Raw genomic sequence first — 13,436 nt, 5'->3', positions numbered from 1 at the left:
CCCGGACGCGGCGCGGTCCGCTGTCGGTGGGGTGGGGCAGGATGGGACGGATGAGCGAAGTGAGCCCTCCGGACGACGGCCGCCCCGAGCACCCCGGCGCGCTGCCCGAGTACGCCGAGCGGGTCCTGGAGGTCGCCGAGATGATCCCGCCCGGGTGCGTCATGACGTACGGCGACGTCGCCGAGTGGCTGGAGCGGGGAGGCCCTCGCCAGGTGGGTCGCGTGATGGCCCTGTACGGCGGCGCCGTGCCATGGTGGCGGGTGGTACGCGCCGACGGTGTCCTGCTCCCGGGCCACGAACTGCGTGCTCTCGCCCACTACCGCACGGAGGGCACACCCCTGAAGGAGGCGAGCAGGGCGGCCGAGGGCCACCTGCCCCGCCTCGACATGAGACGGGCCCGGTGGGACGGCGGCGAACATGCGCAGGGTCACACCTGACAGCTTCCGCCATTCGAGGGGGTCGTGGGGAGCCCATGGCCCGTACGGGGGAATCGAGGCACGTCCGTGGCATGCCGTACGTTCGTGGTTCGAGGGACACACGTGACGGCGGTGCCGAGGGAGGACCGGGAGAAGCAGGGGAAGAAGGCGAAGCCCTCCTTCCGCGCCCGGCCGCGGCGTAGCGTCGGCTCCGCGTGTCCCCCTCACCCCAGCGGCCACCGCCCCACCCCTCGGGCCGTCCGTCCCCGCGACGACGGCGCTTCGCGCCGGCCGTGACAGAGCCCAGCACACCCACCAGGACCGGCGAACCACGTGAGCTCCTCTTCCTCCAGCAGGCGCCTGCCGCACCCCCGGGTGCGGCAGGGGGACCGTGGCGCCTACCGACTGGTGCGTACCCCGCCGACCAGACCGGATCCCCCTCGTCTGGACGCCGCACAGCGCTCCGTGGTTGACCACCGGACCGGTCCGCTGCTCGTCCTCGCGGGTCCGGGCACCGGCAAGACCACCACGCTGGTCGAGTCCGTGGCCGCCCGGATCGCCCGCGGCCAGGACCCCGAGCGGATCCTGGTGCTGACGTTCAGCCGCAGGGCCGCCGTCGACCTGCGCGACCGCATGGCACTTCGCACCGGCGCGGCCCACGTCCCGCAGGCGACCACCTTCCACTCGTTCTGCTACGCCCTGGTCCGCGCCCACCAGGCCGGCGAACTGTTCGTCGAGCCGCTGCGGCTGCTGTCCGGACCCGAGCAGGACGTGGCCGTCCGCTCGCTGCTGGCCGGCCAGGTCGACCTGGAGCGGCTGGGCCTGGCGCACGTGCGCTGGCCGGACGAGCTGCGCGCCTGCCTGACCACCCGCGGCTTCGCCGACGAGGTCCGCGCGGTCCTCGCCCGCAGCCGCGAGCTGGGCCTCGGCCCCGAGGCCCTGGCCGACTTCGCCCGACGTATCGGCCGCCCCGACTGGCAGGCCGCGGCCGCCTTCCTCGCCGAATATCTCGACGTCCTCGACCTGCGGGGCGTCCTCGACTACGCCGAACTGGTCCACCGCGCGGTGCTCCTCGCCCGCCGCCCCGAGGTCGCCGAACGGCTCGCCGCGCGGTACGACGTGGTCTACGTCGACGAGTACCAGGACACCGATCCCGCCCAGGTACGGCTGCTGCGCGCGCTGGCCGGGGACGGCCGCACCCTGCTCGCCTTCGGCGACCCCGACCAGTCGATCTACGCGTTCCGGGGCGCGGACGTGAACGGCATCCTGCAGTTCCCGCAGACGTTCCCGCGCGCGGACGGCACTCCGGCGCCCGTGCGGGTCCTGCGCACCTCCCGGCGCTCGGGCGCCGCCCTGCTGGCCGCGACCCGGCTGCTGACCAGGCGGATGCCGCTCACCCGCCTGCCCGCCGACAAGGTCCGCGCCCACCGGGAGCTCACCCCGGTGCGCGACGGCGGCCGCGTCGAGGTCCACACGTATCCGACGGCGGGCACCGAGGTGGACAACATCGCCGACGTCCTGCGCCGGGCGCACCTGGAGGACGGCGTCCCGTGGAGCGAGATGGCCGTCCTGGTGCGCGCCGGCGCCCGCTCCATCCCGGGCCTCCGGCGCGCCCTGACGGCAGCCGGAGTGCCCCTGGACGTCGACGGTGACGACCTGCCGCTGCGCCACGAGCCGGCGGTGGCGCCTCTGCTGACGGCGCTGCGGGCGGTGGCGACCGCGGAGACGGTGAGGCGCTCGGAGGAGGCGGGGGAAGGCGAGGAAGCGGGGGAAGCAGGGGAAGGGGTCGTCGAGGAGCAGGTGGCCGACGCCGAGGTGTCGGCCGCAACCACCGAGGCGCAGGCGGCCGGCACCGAGGTGTCGGCCGGAGGTACCGAGGAGCAGGCCGCCGGCAGCCTGAAACAGGCCGTCCTCACCGGGGAGCAGGCCGCCGTCACCGGGGAGCAGGCCGCCGCAGCGCAGGCCCCCGGGCGGCCCGAGGCGGATCCGGAGGCGGACGCCTGCTGGCTGGACACCGAGACCGCGCTCACCCTCCTCGCCTCGCCGCTGGCCGGCATGGACGCCGCCGACCTGCGCCGCCTGGGCCGCGCCCTGCGCGAGGAGGAACGCGCCGCGGGCAACCCGCTGCCCCCGCCCTCGGACCAGCTGCTCGCGAGGGCGCTCGCGGAACCCGAGCGCCTGGTCGCGCACGACCCCACGTACGCGCGTGGCGCGCAGCGCCTGGGCGCGCTGCTCAGGAAGGCACGGGAGCGCCTGGCGGGCGGAGGGACCGCCGAGGAGGCGCTGTGGGACCTGTGGGACGGCACACCGTGGCCCTCCCGCCTGGAGCGGGCGGCCCGGCGCGGCGGCGCGGCGGGCCGCAACGCGGACCGCGACCTCGACGCCGTGTGCGCGCTGTTCGCGACCGCCGCCCGCGCTGAGGAGCGCACCGGCGGCCTGGGCGCCCTGAACTTCCTCGCCGAGGTCGAGGCCGAGGACATCGCCGCCGACACGCTCACCCGGCGCGCCGTGCGTCCTGACGCCGTGCGGCTGATGACGGCGCACCGCTCCAAGGGCCTGCAGTGGCGCCTGGTCGTCGTCGCCGGCGTCCAGGAGGGTCTGTGGCCGGACCTGCGGCGCCGCGGCTCCCTGCTGGAGGCCGACCGCATCGGCCGCGACGGACTGGCCGCCCCGCTCACTCCCGGCGCGCTGCTCGCGGAGGAGCGGCGGCTGTTCTACGTGGCCGCCACGCGCGCGCGTGAACGCCTCGTGGTGACCGCGGTGAAGGCCCCCTCGGACGACGGCGACCAGCCCTCCCGCTTCCTCACGGAACTCGGTGTCGAACCCAGGGACGTCACCTCCCGTCCGCGCCGCCCGCTGTCGGTGGCGGCTCTCGTCGCCGAGCTGCGTGCCACGACCGTCGACCCGCGCGTCTCCGGCACCCTCAGGCAGGCAGCCGCGCACCGGCTGGCCCGGCTGGCCGCGCTCGCCGACGACGAGGGTCGCCCGCTGGTGCCCGCGGCCCACCCCTACCGCTGGTGGGGCATGGCCGACCCGACCGAGAGCAAGGTGCCGCTGCGCGACCGGGACCAGCCCGTGGCGCTGTCCGGCAGCGCCCTCGACCAGCTCGCCAACACCTGCGCCCTCCAGTGGTTCCTCAGCCGCGAGGTCAAGGCCGACGCCCCCGCGACCGCCGCCCAGGGCTTCGGCAACGTGGTGCACGTCCTCGCCGACGAGGTCGCCTCCGGGCGCAGCCCCGCCGACCTCGCGGTGCTCATGGAACGCCTGGAGACGGTGTGGAACGCGCTCGCCTTCGACGCGCCGTGGAAGTCGGCGCAGGAGAAGGAGCACGCGCGCGTGGCGCTGGAGCGCTTCCTGAACTGGCACGTCCTGGAGCGCTCCGGCCGCACCCCGGTGGCCGGCGAGCACGACTTCGACGTGACCCTGGAAGCCGGCGGCTACCAGGTGCGCATCCGCGGCTCCATGGACCGGGTGGAGGCCGACGGCGAGGGACGTGCCTACGTCGTCGACTTCAAGACCGGCAAGCAGGCGCCCACCGGGGCCGAGGTGGCCCGTCATCCGCAGCTCGCCGTCTACCAGCTCGCGGTCCGCGAGGGCGCCGTCGACGGGGTCTTCGACGGGGCACGTCCCGAGCCGGGCGGCGCCGAGCTGGTCCAGCTGCGCCAGGGCGCGTCCAAACGGGACGGCGGCGACGGCCTGCCCAAGGTGCAGACCCAGGAGCCGCTGGAGGGTGAGTGGGCCGGCGAACTGCTGGCGACCGCCGCCGGGAAGGTTCTCGACGAGCGGTTCACGCCGACGGCCGGGCAGCACTGCGCGCACTGCGCCTTCCGGGCGTCGTGCAGCGCGCGGCCGGAGGGCCGCCACATCGTCGAGTGACCCGCGTGACGTACGGGACCACCCACGCCGATCCGTGTGACGTAAGGGACCACCCACGCCGATCCGCGTGACGAACAGCACCCACCCGTGCTGACCTGCGCGTCTTTCGACCCCGGCGGCCGTCTGGCACGGATTGTCAGTGCCCGCCGCTAGCCTCTGTGAGGTGCCCGCCCGTATCACCGATCCCGAGCAGCTCAAGGAGCTCCTCGGGATTCCGTTCACCCCGGAGCAGACGGCCTGCATCATCGCGCCGCCCGCCCCGCAGGTGATCGTGGCCGGCGCCGGCTCCGGCAAGACGACCGTGATGGCGGCCCGCGTGGTGTGGCTGGTCGGCACCGGACAGGTCGCCCCCGAGCAGGTCCTCGGGCTGACCTTCACCAACAAGGCCGCCGGCGAACTCGCCGAACGCGTCCGCAAGGCCCTGATCAGGGCCGGCGTCACCGACTCCGAGGCCATCGACCCCGACAACCCGCCGGGTGAGCCGCTGATCTCCACCTACCACGCCTTCGCCGGCCGTCTGCTGAAGGACCACGGGCTGCGCATCGGGCTCGAACCCACCGCCCGCCTGCTCGCCGACGCCACCCGCTACCAGCTCGCCGCGCGCGTGCTGCGCGAGGCCCCCGGCCCCTACCCGGCGCTGGCCCGCTCCTTCCCGGACCTGGTGAGCGACCTCCTGGCCCTCGACGCCGAGCTCGCCGAACACCTCGTACGCCCGGAGGACCTGAGCGCCTGGGACACCGGGCTGCTGCGCACCCTGGAAGGCGCCAAGCTCACCAACGCCGACCTGCGCAAGGTCCCGGAGACGGCCGCCGCCCGCCGGGAACTGGCCGAGCTGGTGCTCCGCTACCGGGCCGCCAAACGCGAGCGGGACCTGCTCGACTTCGGCGACCAGATCGCCCTGGCCGCACGGCTCGCCCGCCTGCCGGAGGTCGGCCGCGTCCTGCGCGAGGAGTTCCGGGTGGTCCTGCTCGACGAGTACCAGGACACCTCCGTAGCCCAGCGCATCCTGCTGGCCGGTCTCTTCGGCGACGGCACCGGCCACCCCGTCACCGCCGTCGGCGACCCCTGCCAGGCGATCTACGGCTGGCGCGGCGCCTCCGTCGCCAACCTCGACGACTTCCCCGAGCACTTCGCGCACGCCGACGGCCGCCCCGCCACCCGCCAGGCCCTCAGCGAGAACCGTCGCAGCGGCGGCCGCCTCCTCGACCTCGCCAACGGCCTCGCAGAACCCCTGCGCGCCATGCACGCGGGCGTGGAGGCACTGCGCCCGGCCCCCGGGGCGGAGCGTGACGGCCTGGTGCGCTGTGCGCTGCTGTCCACCCACGCCGAGGAGATCGACTGGATCGCCGACTCGATCGCCCACCTCGTCGGGACCGGGACGGCACCCGGCGAGATCGCCGTCCTGTGCCGTACGGCGGGCGACTTCGCCGAGATCCAGGGTGCCCTGGTCGCCCGTGACGTCCCGGTCGAGGTGGTCGGCCTGTCCGGGCTGCTGCACCTGCCCGAGGTCGCCGACCTCGTCGCGGTCTGCGAGGTCCTTCAGGACCCCGGCGCCAACGCCGCGCTGGTACGGCTGCTCACCGGCCCGCGCTGGCGCATCGGCCCGCGCGACCTCGCGCTCCTGGGCCGCCGGGCGAGGCTGCTCGTCGCCCACGCGCGCGTGGACGCCGCCGACGACCCCGACAGCCGGCTCGCCGAGGCCGTCGAGGGCGTCGACCCGGCCGAGGTGATCTCGCTCGCGGACGCTCTCGACACCTTCCTCGAAACGCCCCTGGACGGCGCCGCGGACGACGACCGGCTGCCGTTCTCCCCGGACGCGCGCGTGCGGTTTGCCCGGCTCGCCGCCGAACTGCGCGACCTGCGGCGTTCGCTGTCCGACCCGCTGATGGACGTCCTGCACCGCGTCCTGGCCGTCACCGGTCTGGAAGTGGAGCTGTCGGCCTCCCCGCACGCCCTGGCCGCCCGCCGCCGCGAGACCCTGGCGAACTTCCTGGACATCGCCGCCTCCTTCGCCGCGAACGAGAGCGAGGCGAGCCTCCTGGCCTTCCTCGGCTTCCTGCGCACCGCCGCCCAGTACGAGAAGGGCCTCGACAACGCGCTGCCCGGTGGCGAGAACACCGTCAAGGTGCTCACCGCGCACAGGTCCAAGGGCCTGGAGTGGGACGTCGTCGCCGTCCCCGGCCTGGTCACCGGCACCTTCCCCAGCGGGCAGGGCCGGGAGAAGTGGACCAGCCAGGGCAAGGTGCTGCCGCACGCCCTGCGCGGCGACGCCGACACCCTCCCCGACATCGACGGCTGGGACGCGCGCGGCATGAAGGCCTTCCACGAGGCCATGAAGGACCACCAGCACACCGAGGAGCTGCGCCTCGGCTACGTCACCTTCACCCGCCCCCGCTCCCTGCTCCTCGGCTCCGGCCACTGGTGGGGCCCGAGCCAGAAGCGGCCACGCGGCCCGTCCGCGTTCCTTCAGGCCCTGCACGACCACTGCGCCGCCGGTCACGGCGAGATCGAGGCCTGGGCGGACGAGCCCGGGGAGGACGAGGAGAACCCGGCCCTGCACCGGGCCACGGCCGACCAGGTGTGGCCCCTGCCGCTGGACGAGGACGCCCTGGCCCGCCGCCGTGAGGCCGCCGCGATCGTCCTCGCCCACCTGGAGGACCTCGCCACCGGCGCGAACGGCCACCCGGAGGCCACGCACGACCCCACCTCCCACGACGACCCCGACTGGCCCGCGGCACCGCAGGACGACGCACCTCCACGCGACGACGCGCCTCCACGCGACGATGTACCTCTGCACGACGACGCGCCTCCGTACGACGGCGAGCCGCCCTTCGGCGAGGAGGACCCCTTCGGTGAGGGCGACCCCTTCGAAGACGACACCTCCTTCGAAGACGACAACACCTTCGAGGAGGACACCGACGACTGGGACTCCTGGAGCGGCGACCGTCCGACCGTCCCGCACCAGGCGCCCCCACCCGACCACCACACCGCGCCCCCGCCCGCACGCCGGCACCCCACGCACCCCGACCCGGACCGTGCACCCGGATCCAGCCCCCTCACCCCGGAGGAGGCCCGCACGGTCGCCTCCTGGGACCGCGACCTCGAAGCGCTGAGCGGAGAACTCCGGCGTGCCCGGCAGACCGTCACCGAGGTACCCCTGCCGACGACGCTGACCGCGTCGCAGCTGCTGCACCTGGCCGCCGACCCCGACGGGTTCGCGCGTGAGCTCGCGCGCCCCATGCCCCGCCCCCCGCAACCGGCCGCACGCCGTGGCACACGCTTCCACGCCTGGTTGGAATCCCGCTTCGAAGAGCTGACGCTGCCCATGCTGGAGCCCGGGGAACTGCCCGGCGGCGACGCCGAGATCGCCGACGAACGCGACCTCGAAGCCCTCAAGGAGGCCTTCGAACGGACCCCGTACGCCCACCGCACGCCCCACCGCGTCGAAGCGCCCTTCCAGCTCGCTCTCGCCGGCCGTGTCGTCCGGGGCCGTATCGACGCCGTCTACAAGGAGGGCGACGGCGAGCGCGCGACGTACGAGATCGTGGACTGGAAGACGCTCCGCTCCCGCACGGCGGACCCGCTCCAGCTCGCCGTGTACCGGCTGGGCTGGGCCGAGCAGCGGGGCATCCCCCTGGACCGTGTCACGGCCGCGTTCGTCTACGTGCGCACCGGTGAGGTGGTGCGGCACGACGACCTCCCGGGCCGCGCCGAGCTGGAACGGCTGCTGACGGGGGAGCCGCACGCCGAGCCGCAGTGTGACGAACCGCCCGAACGGGAAGCCACCGCGGGCCGATAGGCTCGGAGCCATGAGCCAGACCCCGGACAGCGCCGTCCGTACGTACATCGAGCAGCACCGCACCGCCTTCCTCGACGACCTCGCCGAATGGCTCCGCATCCCGTCCGTGTCGGCCCAGCCCGACCACGCGCCCGATGTACGGCGCAGCGCCGACTGGCTCGCCGGCAAACTCCGGCAGACCGGTTTCACCACCACCGAGATCTGGCCCACCCCGGGTGCCCCCGCCGTCTTCGCCGAGTGGCGTTCCGACGACCCCGAGGCCCCCACGGTCCTCGTCTACGGCCACCACGACGTCCAGCCCGCCGCCCGCGAGGACGGCTGGGACAGCGAGCCCTTCGAGCCCGTCGTCCGCGAAGGACGCCTCTACGCGCGCGGGGCGGCCGACGACAAGGGCCAGGTGTTCTTCCACACACTCGGCGTCCGCGCCCACCTCGCCGCGACCGGCCTCACCGCCCCGGCCGTCAACCTGAAGCTGCTGATCGAGGGCGAGGAGGAGTCCGGCTCCCCGCACTTCCGGGTGCTCGTCGAAGAGCACGCGGAGCGCCTGGCCGCCGACGCGGTGATCGTCTCCGACACCGGTATGTGGTCCGCGGACACCCCCACGGTGTGCACCGGAATGCGCGGCCTCGCCGAGTGCGAGATCCGGCTGTACGGACCCGACCAGGACATCCACTCCGGCTCCTTCGGCGGCGCGGTGCCCAACCCGGCGACCGCCGCCGCCCGCCTGGTCGCCGCCCTGCACGACGATCACGCGCGCGTGGCCGTCCCCGGCTTCTACGACGGCATCGTGGAACTCACCGACCGGGAGCGCCGCCTCTTCGCCGAGCTGCCGTTCGCCGAGGAGCAGTGGCTGCGCACCGCCAAGTCGTACGCCACCCACGGCGAGGCCGGATACACCACCCTGGAGCGCATCTGGGCCCGCCCGACCGCCGAGGTCAACGGCATCGGCGGCGGCTACCAGGGCCCCGGCAGCAAGACGATCATCCCCTCCACGGCGATGGTCAAGCTGTCGTTCCGCCTGGTCGCCGGCCAGGACCCCGACCACATCGAGAAGGCCGTCCGCGCCTGGGCCGTCGAGCAGGTGCCCGCGGGGATACGGCACGAGATCGTGTTCGGCGCGGCCACGCGCCCGTGCCTGACGCCGCTGGACCACCCGGCCCTGCAGTCCGTGGTCCGTGCCATGGGCCGCGCCTTCGAGGCCCCCGTCCGCTTCACGCGCGAGGGCGGCTCGGGCCCGGCCGCCGACCTCCAGGAGGTGCTCGGCGCGCCCGTGCTCTTCCTGGGCATCTCGGTCCCCTCCGACGGCTGGCACGCGCCGAACGAGAAGGTCGAGCTCGACCTCCTGGTCAAGGGCGTCGAGACCAGCGCGTACCTGTGGGGCGACCTCGCGGAGCACTGGCACGATGCGCCCTGACGGGCGCCCACCGGCCCGGGCGGTGTCGTGCCGGGCGCACACTGGTAAGGCCGTCCCGTGCCCCCAGGCCCCGCCGGACGCGGACGCCTCCTGCCGCACGTCCCGCTGAACCGCCGCCGAAACAACCGTTGCACCGGGGGAGTTGGAAGCACCCGTGACCACCTGGACCGACCACACCGCCGACCGACCCATCTCGCTCACCGCGCCCAGCGGCATCGACCGGGCCGCCCACCACCGGCTCGACGAGGCCTGGCTCGCCGCCGCGTGGAGCCACCCCTCGACGCGCTGCTTCGTGGTCTCCGGCGGTCAGGCCCTGATCGACGAGACACCTGACGGCCGGACCGAACTGGTCACGACGCCCTCCTTCGAGGCGCCCCTCACCGAGGCGCACCGCTACTTCCTCGGCACGGACGCGGAGGGCGTCAGCTACTTCGCCCTCCAGAAGGACTCGCTGCCCGGCCGCATGGACCAGTCCGCCCGCCCGGCCGGCCTGCGCGAGGCCGGCCTGCTGCTGTCACCCCGGGACGCCGGCTTGATGGCGCACGCGGTGGCCCTGGAGAACTGGCAGCGGCTGCACCGCTTCTGCTCCCGCTGCGGCGAGCGCACCGTGATCGCCGCGGCCGGACACATCCGCCGCTGCCCGGCCTGCGGCGCCGAGCACTACCCGCGCACCGACCCCGCCGTGATCATGGCGGTCACCGACGAGGAGGACCGCATCCTGCTCGGCCGCCAGGTGCACTGGCCCGAGGGCCGCTTCTCCACGCTCGCCGGCTTCGTCGAGCCCGGGGAGTCCATCGAGCAGTCGGTGCGCCGCGAGGTCCACGAGGAGGTGGGCGTCACCGTCGGCGAGGTCGAGTACGTCGCCAGTCAGCCCTGGCCGTTCCCCTCCAGCCTCATGCTGGGCTTCATGGCGCACGCCATCTCGACCGAGATCGCCGTCGACGGCGACGAGATCCACGAGGCCCGCTGGTTCTCCCGTGAGGAACTGCGCGCGGCCTTCGAGTCCGGCGAGGTCCTGCCGCCCTACGGCATCTCCATCGCGGCCCGGCTCATCGAGCTCTGGTACGGCAAGCCGCTGCCGACGAGGAGCGCCGTCTGAGGCCCCTGGACGACGAGAAGGCGGCCTTCCCGGGATGCCGGGGAGGCCGCCTTCGGCGTCTGCGGTGCGACGCGCCGTGATCAGGCGCCGACCTTCTCCTTGACCTGGGCCAGCGACGGGTTCGTGAGGGTCGAGCCGTCTGCGAAGAGCACGGTGGGAACCGTCTGGTTTCCGCCATTGGCCTTCTCGACGAAGGCCGCGGAATCCGGGTCCTGCTCGATGTTGATCTCGGTGTACGCGATGCCCTCGCGGTCCATCTGGCTCTTCAGCCGGCGGCAGTAGCCGCACCACGTGGTGCTGTACATCGTCACAGTGCCCGGCATGTCTCTCGCGCTCCTTCGGCGGCTCGGGGACGTATTGGTCGCAGGGGAGGAACGTACGCCATCGCTCCGGCATTCCCACCGGGGGTATCCGGCAGGGCGTGACGCGCGGCACGAGGACGCGCGGCGTCGCGTCAGCGCGCGGCATTAGTACGACCGCGGGGGCTGCCTGTGGACAACCGGCTCATGGGTCCCACGGCGACCTGGCAGCATGGCTGTGTGACAGCAGCAACGCACTCCCCGCTCTTCCCTCGGGTCCCGGACTCCGCCGACGCGGTGCTCGACGGGCTGGACCCCGAGCAGCGCGAGGTGGCCACGTCTCTGCACGGGCCGGTGTGCGTCCTGGCGGGCGCCGGCACGGGCAAGACCCGGGCGATCACCCACCGCATCGCCTACGGAGTGCGCGCGGGTGTCCTCCAGCCCTCCAGCGTGCTGGCCGTCACCTTCACCAACCGTGCCGCGGGGGAGATGCGAGGCCGGCTGCGCCAGCTCGGCGCGCACGGCGTGCAGGCCCGCACCTTCCACTCCGCCGCCCTGCGGCAGTTGCAGTACTTCTGGCCGAAAGCGATCGGTGGCGCCATGCCCCGGCTCGTCGATCGCAAGATCCAGCTCGTCGCGGACGCGGCCGCCGCCTGCCGCATCCGCCTGGACCGGGGCGAGCTGCGGGACGTCACCGCCGAGATCGAGTGGTCCAAGGTCACCCAGACCGTCCCTGCCGACTACGCCCTCGCGGCCGCGAAGGACGGCCGCACCGCCCCCCGCGACCCGGCCGAGATCGCCCAGCTGTACTCGGTGTACGAGGACCTCAAGCGAGACCGCTCGGTCATCGACTTCGAGGACGTCCTGCTGCTGACGGTCGCCGTCCTCCAGGACCGGGCCGACGTCGCCGAACAGGTCCGCGCCCAGTACCAGCACTTCGTGGTGGACGAGTACCAGGACGTCTCCCCGCTCCAGCAGCGACTGCTGGAGCTGTGGCTGGGCGACCGCGACAGCCTGTGCGTCGTCGGCGACGCCAGCCAGACGATCTACTCCTTCACCGGAGCGACCCCCGACCACCTGCTCGACTTCCGCACCCGTCATCCCGGCGCCACCGTCGTCAAGCTGGTCCGCGACTACCGCTCCACCCCGCAGGTCGTCCACCTCGCCAACGGACTGCTCGCCCAGGCCCGGGGCCGGGCCGCCGACCACCGGCTGGAACTGGTCTCCCAGCGCGCCCCCGGCCCCGAGCCCGCCTACACCGAGTACACCGACGAGCCCGCCGAGGCCGAGGGGGCCGCCCACCGCATCCACGACCTCATCGCCTCCGGCGTCCCGGCGAGCGAGATCGCCGTCCTGTTCCGGACGAACGCCCAGTCCGAGACCTACGAGCAGGCCCTCGCCGACGTCGGCGTGCCCTATCAGCTGCGCGGCGCCGAGCGCTTCTTCGACCGGCCCGAGGTGCGCAAGGCCGGCGTCGCCCTGCGGGCCGCCGCACGCTTCGGCGGCAACGACTCCCTCCTCGACGACGCCGTCGACCTGCCCTCACAGGTGCGTGCCGTGCTGTCGGGGGAGGGCTGGACCCCGCAGCCGCCGGCCGGCTCCGGCGCGGTCAGGGAACGCTGGGAGTCGCTGGCCGCCCTGGTGAACCTCGCACAGGACTTCGCCGCCGTCCGGCAGGGCGCGACGCTCGGCGACCTCGTGGCGGAACTCGACGAGCGGGCGAACGCCCAGCACGCCCCGACGGTCCAGGGCGTCACCCTCGCCTCCCTGCACTCGGCCAAGGGCCTGGAGTGGGACGTCGTCTTCCTGGCCGGCGTCGCCGAGGGCATGATCCCCATCACCTACGCCAGAACCGACGAACAGATCGAGGAGGAGCGCCGGCTCCTCTACGTCGGCGTCACCCGCGCCCGCGAGCGGCTGCACGTCTCCTGGTCGCTGTCCCGCTCACCCGGCGGCCGTCCCAGCCGCCGCCCGAGCCGCTTCCTCGACGGGCTGCGCCCCGGCTCGGCCGGTACGGCGGGCCGTACCGCGCCCGGCGGCTCCGGGGGCATCGAGCGCGGCTTCACCGCGGCCGTGGGGACGCGGGGAGCACCTGCCCCGCGGCGCACCCAGCGCACCCCGGCCCGGTGCCGGGTCTGCGGCCGCACGCTCGCCGACGCCGGCGAGATGAAGCTGATGCGCTGCGACGGCTGCCCCTCCGACATGGACGAGGGCCTGTACGAGCGGCTGCGCGAGTGGCGGGCGGGCCAGGCGGGGCGCAGCGGGCAGCCCGCCTTCTGCGTCTTCACCGACAAGACCTTGATGGCGATCGCCGAGACCGTCCCGGACGACGAGCGGGAACTGGCGCGCATCCCCGGAGTGGGGATGCGCAAGCTCCGCCGGTACGGATCGGATGTTCTCGCCATCTGCGCAGGCCGGGAGCCCGCGGGAGAAGCGACCGAGGACTGACCGAGGACGGACCGGGGACTGATGGGAACTCGTCGAAAAAATAGTTTGCGCACCCGCCGTCCGTCCCCATAGGTTCTTGGTCACG

General features: G+C 74.0%; 7 protein-coding genes. 6 read left to right on the top strand and 1 reads right to left on the bottom strand.

What is annotated here, in order from left to right; all coding sequences use genetic code 11:
• Positions 1-50 precede the first annotated feature (50 nt).
• The 5 genes from ACWC91_RS01250 (at position 51) to nudC (ending at position 10,604) form a co-directional block, all read left to right on the top strand.
• Complete coding sequence (locus tag ACWC91_RS01250) at positions 51-437, top strand: MGMT family protein (protein WP_225075467.1); 387 nt, start codon at positions 51-53, stop codon at positions 435-437.
• A gap of 312 nt (positions 438-749) precedes the next feature.
• Positions 750-4,292, top strand: coding sequence for an ATP-dependent helicase (locus ACWC91_RS01245; RefSeq protein ID WP_450642982.1), 3,543 nt, complete (start codon positions 750-752; stop codon positions 4,290-4,292).
• A gap of 163 nt (positions 4,293-4,455) precedes the next feature.
• Positions 4,456-8,091, top strand: coding sequence for a UvrD-helicase domain-containing protein (locus ACWC91_RS01240; protein ID WP_450642983.1), 3,636 nt, complete (start codon positions 4,456-4,458; stop codon positions 8,089-8,091).
• Positions 8,092-8,101: 10 nt separating this feature from the next.
• A complete protein-coding gene (locus ACWC91_RS01235) occupies positions 8,102-9,505 on the top strand; it encodes a dipeptidase (RefSeq protein ID WP_450642985.1) in 1,404 nt (467 codons plus the stop codon).
• A 154-nt stretch (positions 9,506-9,659) separates the two neighbouring features.
• Positions 9,660-10,604 (top strand): NAD(+) diphosphatase, encoded by a 945-nt coding sequence (gene nudC, locus ACWC91_RS01230; RefSeq protein WP_225075471.1) that lies wholly within the window; start codon positions 9,660-9,662, stop codon positions 10,602-10,604.
• 80 nt (positions 10,605-10,684) lie between these two features.
• Here nudC and ACWC91_RS01225 read toward each other — a convergent pair whose 3' ends face one another.
• The gene (locus tag ACWC91_RS01225; protein WP_225075472.1) at positions 10,685-10,927 is read right to left on the bottom strand and encodes a mycoredoxin; all 243 of its coding nucleotides are present in this window, start codon (positions 10,925-10,927) and stop codon (positions 10,685-10,687) included.
• Positions 10,928-11,143: 216 nt separating this feature from the next.
• Here ACWC91_RS01225 and ACWC91_RS01220 point away from each other — a divergent pair, with 216 nt between their 5' ends.
• Complete coding sequence (locus ACWC91_RS01220; protein WP_450642986.1) at positions 11,144-13,351, top strand: ATP-dependent DNA helicase UvrD2; 2,208 nt, start codon at positions 11,144-11,146, stop codon at positions 13,349-13,351.
• The last annotated feature ends 85 nt before the right edge of the window (positions 13,352-13,436 follow it).

The sequence above is a fragment of the Streptomyces sp. NPDC001204 genome (assembly GCF_053598035.1).
Note: the sequence above shows the minus strand (reverse complement) of the source record. Positions and strands in the feature narration are given on the sequence as shown.